The organism is Stenotrophomonas sp. PE591, assembly GCF_018320795.1.
GTDB lineage: Bacteria > Pseudomonadota > Gammaproteobacteria > Xanthomonadales > Xanthomonadaceae > Stenotrophomonas > Stenotrophomonas maltophilia.
This window is the reverse complement of sequence record NZ_JAAOKO010000002.1, coordinates 26,242-40,482: the sequence shown is the minus strand read 5'-3', so window position 1 is coordinate 40,482 and position 14,241 is coordinate 26,242. Positions and strand designations below refer to the sequence as shown.

General features: G+C 66.6%; 15 protein-coding genes, 1 tRNA gene and 1 pseudogene. 8 read left to right on the top strand and 9 right to left on the bottom strand.

Annotated features, from left to right (window positions below; all coding sequences use genetic code 11):
- Positions 1 to 112 precede the first annotated feature (112 nt).
- The 4 genes from JLDANKMP_RS05415 to JLDANKMP_RS05400 all read left to right on the top strand — a co-directional run bounded on the left by JLDANKMP_RS05415 (position 113) and on the right by JLDANKMP_RS05400 (position 3,993).
- A complete protein-coding gene (locus JLDANKMP_RS05415) occupies positions 113 to 493 on the top strand; it encodes a CopL family metal-binding regulatory protein (protein ID WP_212560689.1) in 381 nt (126 codons plus the stop codon).
- 75 nt (positions 494 to 568) lie between these two features.
- Positions 569 to 2,377 carry a copper resistance system multicopper oxidase gene (locus JLDANKMP_RS05410; RefSeq protein WP_212560688.1) on the top strand — a complete coding sequence of 603 codons (1,809 nt, stop codon included), beginning with the start codon at positions 569 to 571 and terminating at the stop codon, positions 2,375 to 2,377.
- On the top strand, positions 2,374 to 3,399 hold the full coding sequence (locus JLDANKMP_RS05405; protein WP_212560687.1) for a copper resistance protein B: 1,026 nt from the start codon (positions 2,374 to 2,376) through the stop codon (positions 3,397 to 3,399). The genes JLDANKMP_RS05410 and JLDANKMP_RS05405 overlap by 4 nt, the downstream gene beginning before the upstream one ends.
- Before the next feature lie 81 nt (positions 3,400 to 3,480).
- The gene (locus JLDANKMP_RS05400) at positions 3,481 to 3,993 is read left to right on the top strand and encodes a GNAT family N-acetyltransferase (RefSeq protein ID WP_212560686.1); all 513 of its coding nucleotides are present in this window, start codon (positions 3,481 to 3,483) and stop codon (positions 3,991 to 3,993) included.
- A gap of 73 nt (positions 3,994 to 4,066) precedes the next feature.
- Here JLDANKMP_RS05400 and JLDANKMP_RS05395 read toward each other — a convergent pair whose 3' ends face one another.
- Positions 4,067 to 4,375 carry a zf-TFIIB domain-containing protein gene (locus JLDANKMP_RS05395; RefSeq protein ID WP_049396256.1) on the bottom strand — a complete coding sequence of 103 codons (309 nt, stop codon included), beginning with the start codon at positions 4,373 to 4,375 and terminating at the stop codon, positions 4,067 to 4,069.
- Between the two features lie 149 nt (positions 4,376 to 4,524).
- Here JLDANKMP_RS05395 and JLDANKMP_RS05390 point away from each other — a divergent pair, with 149 nt between their 5' ends.
- Both JLDANKMP_RS05390 and JLDANKMP_RS05385 read left to right on the top strand, forming a co-directional pair.
- On the top strand, positions 4,525 to 5,292 hold the full coding sequence (locus tag JLDANKMP_RS05390; protein ID WP_212560685.1) for a CPBP family glutamic-type intramembrane protease: 768 nt from the start codon (positions 4,525 to 4,527) through the stop codon (positions 5,290 to 5,292).
- 92 nt (positions 5,293 to 5,384) lie between these two features.
- On the top strand, positions 5,385 to 5,807 hold the full coding sequence (locus JLDANKMP_RS05385; protein WP_005414268.1) for a response regulator: 423 nt from the start codon (positions 5,385 to 5,387) through the stop codon (positions 5,805 to 5,807).
- A gap of 76 nt (positions 5,808 to 5,883) precedes the next feature.
- Here the strand turns inward: JLDANKMP_RS05385 and JLDANKMP_RS05380 are convergent, their stop codons facing one another.
- Both JLDANKMP_RS05380 and JLDANKMP_RS05375 read right to left on the bottom strand, forming a co-directional pair.
- Entirely contained in the window at positions 5,884 to 6,822 is a 939-nt protein-coding gene (locus JLDANKMP_RS05380; RefSeq protein ID WP_212560684.1) for an alpha/beta hydrolase-fold protein, read from the bottom strand.
- Between the two features lie 82 nt (positions 6,823 to 6,904).
- Positions 6,905 to 7,747 carry an alpha/beta hydrolase-fold protein gene (locus JLDANKMP_RS05375; RefSeq protein ID WP_212560683.1) on the bottom strand — a complete coding sequence of 281 codons (843 nt, stop codon included), beginning with the start codon at positions 7,745 to 7,747 and terminating at the stop codon, positions 6,905 to 6,907.
- Positions 7,748 to 7,921: 174 nt separating this feature from the next.
- Here JLDANKMP_RS05375 and JLDANKMP_RS05370 point away from each other — a divergent pair, with 174 nt between their 5' ends.
- On the top strand, positions 7,922 to 8,260 hold the full coding sequence (locus JLDANKMP_RS05370; RefSeq protein ID WP_049432731.1) for a hypothetical protein: 339 nt from the start codon (positions 7,922 to 7,924) through the stop codon (positions 8,258 to 8,260).
- A 75-nt stretch (positions 8,261 to 8,335) separates the two neighbouring features.
- Here the strand turns inward: JLDANKMP_RS05370 and JLDANKMP_RS05365 are convergent.
- A tRNA-Lys gene (locus JLDANKMP_RS05365) sits at positions 8,336 to 8,411 on the bottom strand.
- A 178-nt stretch (positions 8,412 to 8,589) separates the two neighbouring features.
- Between JLDANKMP_RS05365 and JLDANKMP_RS05360 the strand changes: the two are divergent.
- Positions 8,590 to 9,545: pseudogene (locus JLDANKMP_RS05360) on the top strand (DUF2268 domain-containing putative Zn-dependent protease).
- A 187-nt stretch (positions 9,546 to 9,732) separates the two neighbouring features.
- Here the strand turns inward: JLDANKMP_RS05360 and queC are convergent.
- The 5 genes from queC to tolB form a co-directional block, all read right to left on the bottom strand.
- Complete coding sequence (gene queC, locus JLDANKMP_RS05355) at positions 9,733 to 10,398, bottom strand: 7-cyano-7-deazaguanine synthase QueC (protein ID WP_212560682.1); 666 nt, start codon at positions 10,396 to 10,398, stop codon at positions 9,733 to 9,735.
- 78 nt (positions 10,399 to 10,476) lie between these two features.
- Positions 10,477 to 11,178 carry a 7-carboxy-7-deazaguanine synthase QueE gene (gene queE, locus JLDANKMP_RS05350; RefSeq protein WP_212560681.1) on the bottom strand — a complete coding sequence of 234 codons (702 nt, stop codon included), beginning with the start codon at positions 11,176 to 11,178 and terminating at the stop codon, positions 10,477 to 10,479.
- A 139-nt stretch (positions 11,179 to 11,317) separates the two neighbouring features.
- Positions 11,318 to 12,136, bottom strand: coding sequence for a tol-pal system protein YbgF (gene ybgF / locus JLDANKMP_RS05345; RefSeq protein WP_212560680.1), 819 nt, complete (start codon positions 12,134 to 12,136; stop codon positions 11,318 to 11,320).
- A gap of 3 nt (positions 12,137 to 12,139) precedes the next feature.
- The gene (gene pal / locus JLDANKMP_RS05340) at positions 12,140 to 12,658 is read right to left on the bottom strand and encodes a peptidoglycan-associated lipoprotein Pal (RefSeq protein ID WP_005410748.1); all 519 of its coding nucleotides are present in this window, start codon (positions 12,656 to 12,658) and stop codon (positions 12,140 to 12,142) included.
- 64 nt (positions 12,659 to 12,722) lie between these two features.
- A complete protein-coding gene (tolB, locus tag JLDANKMP_RS05335) occupies positions 12,723 to 14,042 on the bottom strand; it encodes a Tol-Pal system beta propeller repeat protein TolB (protein ID WP_005410749.1) in 1,320 nt (439 codons plus the stop codon).
- Between the last annotated feature and the right edge of the window lie 199 nt (positions 14,043 to 14,241).

The window sequence follows — 14,241 nt, the reverse complement described above, 5'->3', positions numbered from 1 at the left end:
GGCCGCAGAAGCAGCCGAGCGCGGGTTCGGCTCTACATTGGTGCAGGTCCAACCTTGAACCGGCCATTCAGCCGGAAGTGCATCCACGGCCGCTTGCGGCTAGATTAGCGCCATGTCCCTCGCCTCGACCCTGCTCCGTGTCGTGCTCATGCTCAGCCTGCTGCTCAACGGGCTGAACGCGGCCATGGCCAGCGGTCACGAGGAAATGGGCCGGATGGCCCACACGGCAGCCGCCCTTGAAGGCGGCAATGCCGACTGCCACCACCACGCCGCCATGCAGGCCGACGAGGCCCCACAGGCCAAGGCCCCCGCCCACGACGCCCACTGCCAGATCAAGGACTGCGTGCGCAGTTGCGCCCAGCACCCGCTGCTGGTGGTGCAGCCGTTGCCGTATCTGGCGGGCCCGGCACTGTCGCTGGCGCCGCAGCCGATGCCGGCCACTGGCCGGCCGGCGCCGCCGCTGCCGCCGATCTCCCGCCCTCCCATCGGCTGATTCCACACGCACCGTGCGCCCTGCGCACCGTAGCCGGCCACCTGCCGGCGTCTTTACGTGTCTGGAGTCACCACCATGAATACCCGCATTCCCCCCGGCCCGGGCGCCCTGCCCATGCCGTCGCGCCGCCTGTTCGTGCAGGGCCTGGCCGCCGGTGGCGTGGTTGCCGGCATCGCCGCTGTCGGCGTGCCGCAGCGCGCGCTCGCCGCCGCCACGGCCGCCCCACGCCTGGCCGGCGCCCCTGCCGTGCTCAGCGACACCCGCATCGAATTGGCCATCGGCGAATCGCTGGCCAATTTCACCGGCCGCACCCGCCCGGCGATCACCGTCAACGGCTCGCTGCCGGCCCCGATCCTGCGCTGGCGCGAAGGCCAGACGGTGGATCTGTTCGTGCGCAACACGCTGGACCGCCATCCGACCTCGATCCACTGGCACGGCATTCTGCTGCCAGCCAACATGGACGGCGTGCCCGGGCTGAGCTTCAACGGCATCGGCCCCGGCGAGACCTACCACTACCACTTCGACCTCAAGCAGTCCGGCACCTACTGGTACCACAGCCACTCGATGTTCCAGGAGCAGGCCGGCCTGTACGGTGCGCTGATCATCGATCCGGCCGAACCGGCGCCGTACCGCCACGACCGCGAGCACGTGATCATGCTGTCTGACTGGACCGACATGGACCCGGGCGCGCTGTTCCGGCGCATGAAGAAGCTTGCCGAGCACGACAACTACTACAAGCGCACGCTGCCCGACTTCCTGCGTGACGTGAAGCGCGACGGCTGGTCGGCCGCGCTGTCCGACCGTGGCATGTGGGGCCGGATGCGGATGACGCCGACCGACATCTCCGACATCAACGCGCACACCTACACCTACCTGATGAACGGCACCGCCCCGGCCGGCAACTGGACCGGGCTGTTCCGCAGCGGCGAGAAGGTGCTGCTGCGCTTCATCAATGGTGGGTCGATGACCTATTTCGACGTGCGCATCCCCGGCCTGAAGATGACCGTGGTCGCCGCCGACGGCCAGTACATCCACCCGGTCAGCATCGACGAATTCCGCATCGCTCCCGCCGAAACCTACGACGTGCTGGTGGAACCAAGTGGCCAGGACGCCTTCACGATCTTCTGCCAGGACATGGGCCGCACCGGCTACGCCGCCGGAACACTGGCGGTTCGCCATGGCCTGCAGGCACCGATTCCCGCGCGCGACCCACGCCCGTTGCTGACGATGAGCGACTTGGGGCACGACATGGGCAGTGGTGGCCACGGTGGCCACGACATGGCCGCGATGAAGGGCATGGAAGGCAGCTGCGGCGCCAGCATGGGCCACGGCGCGCACGGCGGCGATACCGCCAGCAAGGCACCGAAGCATCCGGCCAGCGAACGCAACAACCCGCTGGTGGACATGCAGAGTTCGGCCTCCGAACCGAAGCTGGACGACCCCGGCATCGGCCTGCGCGACAACGGCCGCCAGGTGCTGACCTACGGCGCGATGCGCAGCCTGTTCGAAGACCCGGATGGCCGCGAGCCCAGTCGTGAGGTCGAGCTGCACCTGACCGGCCACATGGAGAAATTCTCCTGGTCGTTCGATGGCGTCCCGTTTGCCAGCGCCGAACCGCTGCGGCTGAACTACGGCGAGCGCATGCGCATCGTGCTGGTAAACGACACCATGATGCAGCACCCGATCCACCTGCACGGCGTGTGGAGCGATCTGGAAAACGCGCAGGGCGAATTCCAGCTGCGCAAGCACACCATCGACATGCCACCGGGCACCCGCCGCAGCTACCGCGTGCGCGCCGATGCGCTCGGCCGCTGGGCCTATCACTGCCATCTGCTGTACCACATGGAAGCGGGCATGATGCGCGAAGTGAGGATCGAAGAATGAGCCGCTCACTGCTTTCCCCCAGCCTGCTGGCCCTGGGCCTGGCCGCCGCGTTGCCGGTGTCCGCGCAGTCGCACGCCGGCCATGACATGGGCGCGATGAACGTGCCTGCGAAGAGCGCGAAGACCCCGGCCGAATCGGTCGATCATTCAAAGATGGATCATTCGGAGATGGACATGGGTGCGGCGGATCAGGCCGGCATGGACCACTCCACGATGGACCACTCGAAGATGGACCATGGCGCGATGCAGCCAGCGGCGATGGACCATTCGCAGATGGACCACGGGGCGATGGGCCACGGCACGCCTGCTCCCACCGAACCGCGCGAACCGATCCCGGTCCCGACCGATGCCGACCGCGCCGCCGCCTTCCCGCCGATCGCGCATGGCGCGATGGAACACGCGCCGGAGATCAACAGCCTGCTGCTGATCGACCGGCTTGAGCATTGGGATGGCAAGAGCAGCAACGGCCAGGCATGGGAGGCCACCGGCTGGGTCGGCGGCAACATCAACCGCCTGTGGCTGCGCACCGATGGCGAACGCAGCCGCGGCCGCACCGAATCGTCGTCACTGGAAGCACTGTATGGCCGCAGCGTGTCGCCGTGGTGGGACGTGCTGGTCGGCGTGCGCCAGGACTTCCGCCCGTCCGACTCGCGCACATGGGCGGCCATCGGCATCCAGGGTCTGGCGCCGTACAAGTTCGAAAGCTCGGCCACGCTGTACATGGGCTCCGGCGGCCAAGTGCTGGCCAAGGCCGAGGTCGAGTACGACGTGCTGTTGACCAACCGATTGATCCTGCAGCCGCTGCTGGAAGCTACCGTTGCGGCCAAGGACGAGCAGGAGTACGGCATCGGCCGTGGCCTGAACAAGGTAGAGGCCGGCCTGCGCCTGCGCTACGAGTTCAGCCGTCGCTTCGCGCCCTACATCGGCATCAGTCACGAACGCAGTTTTGGCGACACCGCCGACTATGCCGGTGACCACGCGCGCGACACGCGCTGGGTGGCCGGCGTGCGCATGTGGTTCTGAGCAGCAGATCGTGAGCAATGGCCAGCCCCGGCAGCCGCCGGGGCCGGCTACACTGCGCCACGTTCCAATGCAGGCACCGCCATGTCGTTGCAGATCCGCCGCGCCACCCTTGCCGATGTCGACGCGCTGTCGGCGATCGCCATCGCCACGTACAACGAAACCTGGGGCGATTCCTATCCGCCGCAGGAGCTGCACGATTTCCTGCAGGCGCACTACAGCAGCGAACCGCAGCGCATCGAACTGTCCGACCCACGCAGTGCCATCTGGCTGTTGCTGGACGGTGACGCCGTGGTCGGCTACCTGGCCGCCGGTGCCAACACCTTGCCGCACACGGATGCATGCGAGGGTGACATCGAACTGAAGCGGTTCTACATCCTGGCCGGACACCAGAACGGCGGACATGGTGCACGCATGATGGACACATTCATGGCGTGGCTGGACCAGCCGCAGCGCCGCACCCTGTGGGTGGGCGTGTGGGAAGAGAATTTCGGCGCACAGCGCTTCTACGCGCGCTATGGCTGCAGCAAGGTTGGCGAGTACGACTTCATCGTCGGTGACACGCGCGACCGCGAGCTCATCCTGCGGCGGCCGTGATCACGCGCCCCATGTAGAGTGAAGCTTGCTCGACTGTCACCGCCAAAAGTCGAGCATGGCTCGACTCTACACGTTAGAAATCGAACAACTCCGACAGGAAGCTGTCCTTCTTCTTTTTCCTGTAGCCGTGTCCGCGGTTGTCCTCGTAGCGCTGGCCGAGGTGGCGGGTATCACGGTGCATCACCGGTGGCGGCGCGGACGCCGGCTGAGCCTGCACGGGCGCTGGCGGAGGTACTGCAGCACCGGCGCCCGCACGTTCGATGATCTTGTCCAGCTCGCCACGATCCAGCCACACACCGCGGCAACTCGGGCAGTAATCAATCTCGATGCCATGGCGTTCGGCCATCTGCAGCGTCTGGGTCTTGCACACGGGGCACAGCATCGGCATTGCTCCTGTCGGTCTGGTTTCGACTGTACCTGCACCGCGATGACTGTGCGGCAACGCGTGACCGATGGCACAGGGACTTCCGGCGCGTGTCCACATGCATACCGCGTGGCACGCTGCGTCCTTGTTCCGCAGGGAATGCGTACATGACCGTGTTGTCCCGCCTGCCCACCACCGCACGCCTGTTGCTGGTGCTGCTGGGTGTCGGCCTTGGCCTGAACCTGCGCGATATCGCCACGGCCATCGGCACACCGATTCCCGCACTGCCCATCCCCTATGGCGGCAGCCTGTTGGACAACGCGCTGGCGGTACTGGTGGCACTGCTGCTGGCCGCGCTGCTGCGGCCCCGTGGCATGAGCCTGCTGGCCAGCCTCGGGCTGCGCACAAACGGCTGGAGCGGTCCAATGTGGGTGTTGCTGGCCAGCCTGCCCTGCTGGCTCGGCCTGGCGCTGCTGGGCACGCCGAACACCGCGCTGACCGTCTTGGATGCCACGATGCTGGCGGTGCTGTTCCCGCTGGCCGAGGAAGTGCTCTTCCGCGGCCTGGGCTTCGTGCTGCTGGTGAAGATCGTGCGCGGCCCCTGGCCATGGCTTGCACTGCCGCAGGCGCTGTTGTTCGGCATGGTGCACTGGCTCGGCTTCGGCGGGTTCGACGGTGGCGGCATCGCGCTGTTCGTCGGCGCGGTGATCGCCGTGGGCGGCTTCATCTTCGCCTGGCTCGACCACCTTGACGGCAACACGCTCTGGTGCGGCCTGGTCCTGCATGTTTCGATGAACCTGGCCTGGAATGTGTTCAGCCTCGATGACGCCCTCGCATTGGGCTGGCAGGCCACCAGCCTGCGCATCGGCACCGCCCTGCTCGCGGTCGCGGTGCTGGCCTGGCACGTGCGGCTCCGGCGCCAGAGAGGCCTGTAACGCCCGCTTAGCTTGCCGTGCACGTCGGGATCACTACCGGCTTGCGCATACTTGCGCGCCTTTTCACCGTTGCTGTCCGGAGTTGTCGCGTCATGTTGCTGTCCAAGCGCCACGTTGAACCCCGCGTCCTGCTTATCGAGGACGCCGAGGAAACCCGCGAACTGAGCCGGCTGGCGCTGGAAAGCCAGGCCTGCCACGTAGTGGGCGTGAGCTCTGCCGAAGCGGCGCTGGGCCTGCTGGCCGCCGGTGAGCGTTTCGACCTGCTGTTCACCGACGTGAATCTGGGCGCGATCAGCGGCATTGAAGCCGCCAACCGGGTCCGCGGCCTGTATCCCCAGCTGCCGATCCTGGTGACGTCGGGCATGGACCAGCACCAGGTGCTGCCGCAGCTGCGCGACGGCATCCATTTCCTGCCCAAGCCGTACAACATGAGCGAGCTGCTCGACGCCATCCGGCTGTGCTTCCGGCACGCCGATGTGGGCGTATTGACCGGGCCGGATGCACAGGCGGCCTGAGGCATTCATCCACGCATGGCGTGGATCTACTGCAATGGCCCTGTAGATCCACGCCATGCGTGGATGGCGCCCATCATCAACCGCTGCTGTACGGTCCGGTACCCGGGAACACCTTCAGCAGTGCGCGGGTGATCATGTCCGGGTAGACGGTGAAGTGATCCTCTTCATCGATCACCATGTTCTCCACCTTCAACGATCGCCCGCTGCTGCGCAGCTGCTCGGCGAATTCGGCGTTGTGGCGCCGCATGTCGTTGCGGGTGAAGTAACGCGGTTCGGGCTTGACCGTTTCAAAGCTGCCCACCGACAGCACCACCGTGGTCGGCTGCGCCGGCGCCTTGGCTTCGGCCTGCATGCGCGGCACCCGATGGTCGTCGAACCACAGCGATGGGCTGGACAGGATGTAGGTGCGGAACATGTCCGGGCGCGTGGTCAGCACATAGGCGCCGAACAGGCCACCATAGGAATGACCCGCATAGGCACGCCGCGCCGGATCGGTGCGGTAGCGCGCATCGATCATCGGCAGTACCTGCCCAGCGAGGAAATCGCGGTAGTGCGCCGCGCCGCCGTAGCTGACGTCCTCGCTGTAATCACGCGGATCGGTACGCACCGGGTCGCTGGGCGTGTAATCGCGCGAGCGGCTCTGCCTGGAGGTCAGGCCTTCCTGCGGCGGCAGACCGACCAGGATGAAATCCTCGATGTTGACGCCCTTCTGCCCGACCATGTTGCGCACGCTGCGCACCAGCGGGAAGCTGTACAGCGCATCGGTCACGTACAGCACCGGGTAGTGCTTTTCCGGATGCGCCGCATAGTCGGCCGGCAGCGCCACCCAGACCGGATAATCGCGGCCGACCGGGTCGTGCACGCGCAGCGCTTCGGTGTCCGGCAGCACCACACCCGGCGTGGCAGTCGGCGCACTGTCCTTCGCTTCACCCTGCACTGCGGGCGGCGCGACCGACATCGCACAGCCACTCACGGCCAGGCAGGCCGCCACACTCCATCCACGCACACGCTGCATCCACACGCTCCCGTTGCGGGCGGCGCACCCGATGGCGCCGCTGCCGCATCGTTGCATGGTGCGCAACCCGCTGCCAGTGCGGTCAGGGCGAGGCCGGCGGCGGCGCCGGGAACAGCGTGCGCAGCGCCTGCAATGCGGCCGGGTGATAGATCGTGGCGTGGGTTTCCTCCGGCAGCGGCAGGTACTTCACCAGCGGAGATGGCGACGCCTGCTGCAGCAGCGTTGCAAGCTGTGCGGCAGAGGCTGCCAGCTGCGGCTGCCCACTGCTGGCCAGGAACACGCGCGGCCGTGTGCGCGTCACCGCCGGCAGCTGTCTGGCCGCCCCGGCCAGCATTGCACCACGGTTCCACCACAGGCTGGGGTCCAGCGCGATATAGCTGTTGAACAGCGTCGGCTCCTGCAGCAGCGTCTCGACCACGAACAGGCCGGCCAGCGACTCGCCGATCAGCGCGCGCTCGTCGGTAGTCGGGTAACGCTGGCGCACCTGCGGCATCAGTTCATCGCGCAGGAAGGTACGGTAGGCCGCCGAGCCGCCGATGCGCGGCGCGATCTTCTGGTCCTGCGGGTCCTTGCTGGGGCCGGTCATGTCGCGGCGGCGCTCGGTGTTCTCGATGCCAACCAGCAGGAACGGACGCATGCTGCCGTTGCCGCTGAGCACCTGCACCAGCCCGGCCACATGCAGGAAGTCCTCGCCGATGCCGCCGTCGGGCATGTAGAGCACCGGTAGCGGTGCCTTCGGGTCCAGCCCCCACGGCTGCGGGCGGTAGACGTTGATACGACGGGTCTCGCCCAGCGCCTTCGACTCGATGGTGAAGGTCTTGCCGATGACCAGCGGCGTGGCGGCGGCGGGCGACGCGGATTCGGCGGCCATCAGCGGCGCGGCGGAGACGACGGACAACAACAGCGACAGCACGATCAGACGCATGGGACGGCCCATCCTGGGAAAGATGCCGAGCATAGACCGCCGGAGGCACTGTCGTTCGCGGCACTTTGCCGATCTGCCGGAACTGGAGCACCATGGAGCCGGTGATGGTCATGCAACGGGCACCTTGGCTCAAGGACTGGTCGCCGCCACGCTCATATCCACAAGGAGGTTCCCATGCTGAGTGTATTGATCGCCACCACCCTTGCCGCCGCCTCACCGCAGTCCAGCAGCACTCCGCCAGCATCCGCAGCGTATGCGGACTGCCTGCTCGCCCACCTCCAACCGGGATTGTCCGACCACGCGATCCCGCTGCTGCAGCAGGCCTGCGTCGCGAAGTATCCGGAGAGCTACGTCGCATATTCAGAACTGGAACGCCGGATCAGCGCGCAGCGCCGGGCTGACTTTGACGCGGCTCAAGCTGAAGCCGTGCGTTCCGCGAATGCGGCAGCGACGGCCGCACAGCAAGCTGCGGACGCGGCGGCCGCAAAAGCCAAGGGAGTGCGGGCGAAGTAGACGCCACGGACCAGGGCAACAAAAAAGGCACCGCATTACGGTGCCTTTCTGAATGACATGGGTCATTGGATGCAATGGTGGGCCGTGAAGGATTCGAACCTTCGACCAAAAGATTAAAAGTCTTCTGCTCTACCGACTGAGCTAACGGCCCATTGCACTGCCCCAGCCTTTCGGCGGGGTGGGCATTCTACCCTACTTTACCGGGCCGAGTGAAACCCTGGTGCGTCGAGGTTGCCGGCCAGCGGCCGGCACTACCCGATCTGGTGAGCCCGCTTAAACCTTATGGGCCTCACGCGCATCCCAGCTGTGATTCCTGCCCGGAGCCACGGATGCGCCTGCCCTTCTGCCTCATTGCCGCCCTGTTGCTGCCCTGTACGGCACTGGCCCCCCATCCCAGGTCGTCACCGACGACATCGGCCGCTTCTGGGCCACCTATGACGCTGTGCGCGCCGAGCCCGACGTTGAACGCCAGGTCGCACTGGTGCAGGAGCGCTACATCGATCCAGGCAGCCCCGGCCTGCATGCGCTGATGCAGGTGCGCAACTACACCGCCCGCGAATATGCCGAGGCCATGCGGGCCTGGCCGCGCTTCTGGGCTTCGGTGCGACCGCTCACCGCCAACGCGCAGCAGGCCAGCGCCACACTGGAACGGGACCTGGCCGCCTTCCGCACGCTCTACCCCGCCCTGCGTCCGGCCACCATCACCTATGCCGTGGGCGTGCTGCGTACTGGCGGGACCACGCTGGGTGACAAGGTACTGATCGGTGCGGAGATGGCGCTGGGCGATGAACGCGTGGACGTGAGCGAGCTGCCGGAGCCGATGCGCAGCCGCCTGCGGATCTCCTACGACAGCCGTCCGGGGGCGAACAACGCGCAGAACAACCTGCACGAGTACGTGCATACCCAGCAGCGCGAAACTACCGGCAGCCTGGCGCAGTACGCGGTGCGCGAAGGCGTGGCGGAGTATGTGGCCGAACGGCTGAGCGGGCGTCGGCCGGCGTTGCCACTGTACAGCTACGGGCCCGCGCACGAAGCGGAAATCCGCGCGCGTTTCGTCGCTGAAATGGACGGCGGGGATCTGGACAATTGGCTGTACAACAGCGCCGGTAATCCGTTCGGGGTGAGTGATGTGGGGTACTACGCCGGCTACCGTATCGCGCAGGAGTACATGCGCCAGCAGAAGGATGAGAAGGCTGGGATCGCGCGGATGATCGAGCTGGATTATGCCGATCCGGGGGCGGTGCGGATGTTTATTGAAGCGTCGGGGTGGTTGCGGCAGCGGTAGCGCCGGGCCATGCCTGGCGGGTCAGGGAGTGCGATCCAACGGTTCGCACCCACCCGAGTCAGACCTGCCCGGCGGGTCAGGGAGTGCGAACCAAGGTTCGCACCCACCGAGGAGCAGTTCGCACCCACCATCTGGGAATTCACACCCATCAGGGAAGCCGGCCAGCGGCCGGCACTACCAGGGGCGATCAGGCGTACAGCGTCGGGTCCGGCACGCCGGCGTCGGCGAAGCCCTGCGCGCGCAGGCGGCAGGCATCACAGTGGCCGCAGGCGGCGCCGTTGGCGTCGGCGTTGTAGCAGGACACGGTCAGGCCGAAGTCCACGCCCAGGCGCACGCCTTCGCTGACGATCTGGCCCTTGCTGAGGAACTGCAGCGGCGCGTGTACCTTGATGCCCGCACCTTCCACGCCCGACTTGGTGGCCAGGTTGGCCAGCGCCTGGAACGCGGCCACGAACTCGGGGCGGCAGTCCGGATAGCCGGAATAATCCACGGCGTTGACGCCGCAGAAGATGTCGTTGGCACCGAGCACTTCGGCCCAGCCGAGGGCCAGCGACAGCATGATGGTGTTGCGCGCCGGTACGTAGGTGACCGGAATGCCGGCACCGCCGGCCTCGGGCACGTCGATGTCGTCGGTGAGCGCCGAGCCACCTATGCTGCGCAGGTCCACGTCCACGGTCTTGTGCGCGACCACGCCCTGGGCCTTGGCCACGCGGGCGGCGGCATCCAGTTCGGAGGTATGGCGCTGGCCATAGCGCACGCTCAGGGCATGCACGGCAAAGCCCTGTTCCTGGGCCATGGCGATGACGGCGGCTGAATCCATGCCGCCGGAGAGAAGCACGACTGCCTTCTTCATGGGTAAAACATCCGGTTGGGAGGGGAAAGCCAGCACGCTGTCCCGCGCCGGAGCTACATCAGGGAACGCCGCGCGGGCTCATCGGCCCGGCTCGTCGTTCCACAGGATTTTATGCAACTGCATCTGGAAGCGCACCGGCAGGCGGTCTTCGACGATCCAGTCGGCCAGCTGCCGCGCGGTGATCTCGCCCTTGCTGGGCGAGAAGAACACGGTGCAGCGCTTCACCAGCTCGTGCTCGGCGACCAGGGCCTTGGCCCAGTCGTAGTCCTCGCGGCTGCAGATGACGAACTTGATCTGGTCGCGTGCGGTCAGCAGCGACAGGTTTTCCCAGCGGTTGCGCGCCACTTCGGCAGACCCCGGGGTCTTGATGTCGACCACGCGCGATACACGCGGGTCCACCGCGCTGACGTCCAGCGCGCCGGAGGTTTCCAGCGAGACGTCCATGCCGGCGTCGCACAGCTTCTGCAGCAGCACCAGGCAGCGTTTCTGCGCCAGCGGCTCGCCGCCGGTCACGCAGACGTGGCGCACGCCCTGGGCCAGCACCTCGGCCACGATGTCGTCGATGTCCCACCAGGTGCCGCCATGGAAGGCATAGGCCGTATCGCAGTACTGGCAGCGCAGCGGGCAGCCGGTCAGGCGCACGAACACGGTCGGCCAGCCGGCGGTATCGGCTTCGCCCTGCAGCGAGGTGAAGATCTCGGTGATCTTCAGGCGCGGCAGCGGCGACTGCACGATGTCGCTGGGGGTGGCGACGGCGTTGGACGGGGTAACGGCGGTCATGGCAAACAATTCTTCATGGGACGGGCGACCGATTTATCGGCGCCGGAAACGAAAGCAGCCGAGCATGGGCTCGGCTCTACAGGAGGCTGCCGGAAATCAGCCCGGCGCCAGGGTACGCATTGTACGCCCGGTCAGCGGATCAACGGATCTGCTTGCCGAGGCGGATGGACTGCAGCCGATCCTGGGCGGTGCGCGCGGCGTCCGAGCCCGGGTACTGCGCCACGACGCTCTCCAGCGTCTGCTGGGCCTGGTCGACCTTGCCCTCGCCATACTGCGAGAGGCCAACCTTGAGCAGGCCGCCAGCGGCCTTGTCGTGGGTCGGATAGCGCGCGAGCAGTTCACGGAACTGGGTCTCGGCCATCGGGAAATTGCGGGTGGCGTAGTAGCTCTCGCCCAACCAGTACAGCGCGTTCGGCGCGTAGACGCCGTTCGGATACAGCTGCAGGAAGCTCAGGAAAAGCTGCGCCGAATCATCGTACTTGCCGGCCTTCAGCGAATCGAAGGCGACGTTGTAGGAGGTGCGCTCGTCGCCAGTGGCGGCAAGGCTGCCGGCATCACCATGGACGGAAGGCGGCCGCTCGGAAGTGGCCGCCGCTGCGGGTTTTGCCGGGGCCGGTGCGGCCTTCGGCGCGCTCGCCGGAACGGGCGGCAGGGCCGGGGCGGCATTGCCCCCTTCCAACCGGTTCAGGCGGCTGTCCAGATCCAGGTACTGGTCCTGGGAGGACTGCTTGAGCTGGGCGTTGTCGTGCTGCAACTGCTCGATCGAGGCCTGCAGGCTGGTGACCTGCTGCCGCAGCTGGTTGATCTGGTTCAACAGGTCCTGGTTGGCACTGTTGTTGTACATCTGCTGCTCGAGCGCGCCGACACGGTCAGCCAGGCTCTGTCGCTGTGCATGCGCCGGTGCGGCAGCCACGAGGGCTGCCGCAACGACCAGCATCAGTTTGATGCCAATGCGCATGGATTACTGCGCGGTGTAGACGATTTCGACGCGACGGTTCTGCGACCAGCAGGACTCGTTCGACTCGGTGCAGACCGGACGCTCTTCACCGTAGGAAACGACGGTCAGCTGCGAAGCCGAGCCACCGTTGGCCTGCAGGGCCGAGTTGACGCCGTTGCCACGACGCTCACCCAGGGCCTGGTTGTACGCGCGCGAACCGCGCTCGTCGGTGTGACCCTGCAGGGTGATGCGCGAGGACGGACGGTCACGCAGGTACTTGGCGTGGCACGCCATGATGGCCTGGAATTCCGGCTTCACGTCTTCCTTGTCCAGGTCGAAGTAGACAACGCGCTGGCGCAGGCAAGCGTCGGTATCCAGGTCGCCCGGGCCGTACAGGCCCGAGGTCGACGGACCGGTCGGGGTGGTGGTCGAGGTGCCGGTGTCGACCGGGGCTGCCGGCTCTTCCTTCACCTTCTTCGAGCAACCGGCCAGGACGGCCACAGACAGCAGGGAAACAAGCAGAACGCGGGTGGACTTGTTCATGGCGATACCTTTGTGGCTCCTAGGCCGATGAGGGGTTCAAGACAACGAAAATATTAACACTCTTTTAGCGCTGGGTACGGTATGGGGACCATGCCGGCTCGCGCACATCACCATCGGCCAGGACCAGGCGCTGGCGAACCCGCGCATCGGCCGAGACGGCATACAACACACCACGGCCACCTTCGCGGGCGGCGTACAACACCATGCTCGCGTTGGGCGCAAAGCTCGGCGATTCATCCAGCGAGCCCGGGGACAGCGTGCTCCAGCGCGGCGAACCCAGCGAGCTGTCCATCACCGCGATCTTGTAGCTGTTGCCCGAGCCTTGGGCGACGGCGATCTTCTTGCCATCGTAGGACACCGAGGGCTTGGCATTGTAGTTGCCCTGGAAGGTCACGCGCTCGGCGCTGCCGCCGCCCGCGCCGACCTTGTAGACCTGCGGACGGCCGCCGCGGTCGGAGGTGAAGTACACCGCGCTGCCGTCCGGCGCCCAGGTCGGCTCGGTATCGATGGCGAAGTGGTTGGTCAGCTGGGTCAGCTGCTTGCTGCCCAGGTCCATCACGTAGATTTCCGGGTTGCCCGAACGCGACAGGGTCAGGGCCAGCTTGCGGCCGTCCGGCGAGAACGCCGGGGCGCTGTTGATGCCGCGGAAGCTGGTGACGAGCTCACGCGCGCCGGTACCGATGTTCTGGATGTAGATGGCCGAATTGCCACGCTCGAAGCTGACGTAGGCCAGCTTGCTGCCATCCGGGCTCCACGACGGCGACAGCAGCGGCTCGGCCGAACGCACGATGGTCTGCGGATTGAAGCCATCGGAGTCGGCCACCATCAGCGCGTAGCGCATGGCGTCGCCCTTGCCGCTGGCGGTCACGTAGGCGATGCGGGTCCAGAAGGCGCCGCGCACACCGGTGATCTTTTCGTAAATGGCGTCGGCCATCTGGTGGGCAACGTCGCGCATGGCGTTGCCACGGGCGGTCATCGCCAGGCCCAGTAGGCGCTCGCCCTTAGGTACGTCGAACAGTTCGTACTCGACGCGGTAGGCGCCGGCACCGGCGTCGAGCACGCGGCCGACCACGATGTAGTTCTGCTTCAGCGCGCGCCAGGTGGCGAACTGGATGTCGCCGCCGCGCACCGGCTTCTCGACGATCTGCGCTTCGGGCAGCGTACGGAACTGGCCCGAGCGCTCCAGGTCGGCACGGACCACGCCGGCGACGTCGGTCTGCGGTGCAGCCGACGACCCCTGGTAAGGCATCGGCACGATGGTGATCGGCAGCGCGGAAGCATTGCCGCCGATGATGTCGATATCCAGCCCCTTCTGCTGCGCGACGGCAGCAAAGGGCAGCAACAGGGCCGCAAACACGGCAAGCCAGCGAGGCATCTTTTTCATGGAGCGCTCAATAGGGGGAAACCGGAACGAGGGATAACAAAGCGGCAGTGAACCGCTTCGCAATCATGAACCAAGGGTACGTGAATTCCGGGTCAGTTCCAGCCCGTCCTCTCACGCACCGTTAACGTCGTGGCTAACATCGCGCCCGTCTGCCCCGTCACGCCGCCCTGCGGGGCGGTGTCCGACAGCAGCCCACAGC

Excerpts from the sequence above, each read along its gene's own strand:
- JLDANKMP_RS05405 (WP_212560687.1), top strand. The coding sequence starts at position 2,374 with ATGAGCCGCTCACTGCTTTCCCCCAGCCTGCTGGCCCTGGGCCTGGCC.
- JLDANKMP_RS05380 (WP_212560684.1), bottom strand. The coding sequence starts at position 6,822 with ATGCAGCGTGTGCGTGGATGGAGTGTGGCGGCCTGCCTGGCCGTGAGT.
- tolB (WP_005410749.1), bottom strand. The coding sequence starts at position 14,042 with ATGAAAAAGATGCCTCGCTGGCTTGCCGTGTTTGCGGCCCTGTTGCTG.
- JLDANKMP_RS05375 (WP_212560683.1), bottom strand. The coding sequence starts at position 7,747 with ATGCGTCTGATCGTGCTGTCGCTGTTGTTGTCCGTCGTCTCCGCCGCG.
- JLDANKMP_RS05385 (WP_005414268.1), top strand. The coding sequence starts at position 5,385 with ATGTTGCTGTCCAAGCGCCACGTTGAACCCCGCGTCCTGCTTATCGAG.
- ybgF (WP_212560680.1), bottom strand. The coding sequence starts at position 12,136 with ATGCGCATTGGCATCAAACTGATGCTGGTCGTTGCGGCAGCCCTCGTG.
- queC (WP_212560682.1), bottom strand. The coding sequence starts at position 10,398 with ATGAAGAAGGCAGTCGTGCTTCTCTCCGGCGGCATGGATTCAGCCGCC.
- JLDANKMP_RS05370 (WP_049432731.1), top strand. The coding sequence starts at position 7,922 with ATGCTGAGTGTATTGATCGCCACCACCCTTGCCGCCGCCTCACCGCAG.
- JLDANKMP_RS05395 (WP_049396256.1), bottom strand. The coding sequence starts at position 4,375 with ATGCTGTGCCCCGTGTGCAAGACCCAGACGCTGCAGATGGCCGAACGC.
- JLDANKMP_RS05415 (WP_212560689.1), top strand. The coding sequence starts at position 113 with ATGTCCCTCGCCTCGACCCTGCTCCGTGTCGTGCTCATGCTCAGCCTG.
- JLDANKMP_RS05400 (WP_212560686.1), top strand. The coding sequence starts at position 3,481 with ATGTCGTTGCAGATCCGCCGCGCCACCCTTGCCGATGTCGACGCGCTG.
- JLDANKMP_RS05410 (WP_212560688.1), top strand. The coding sequence starts at position 569 with ATGAATACCCGCATTCCCCCCGGCCCGGGCGCCCTGCCCATGCCGTCG.
- queE (WP_212560681.1), bottom strand. The coding sequence starts at position 11,178 with ATGACCGCCGTTACCCCGTCCAACGCCGTCGCCACCCCCAGCGACATC.
- JLDANKMP_RS05390 (WP_212560685.1), top strand. The coding sequence starts at position 4,525 with ATGACCGTGTTGTCCCGCCTGCCCACCACCGCACGCCTGTTGCTGGTG.
- pal (WP_005410748.1), bottom strand. The coding sequence starts at position 12,658 with ATGAACAAGTCCACCCGCGTTCTGCTTGTTTCCCTGCTGTCTGTGGCC.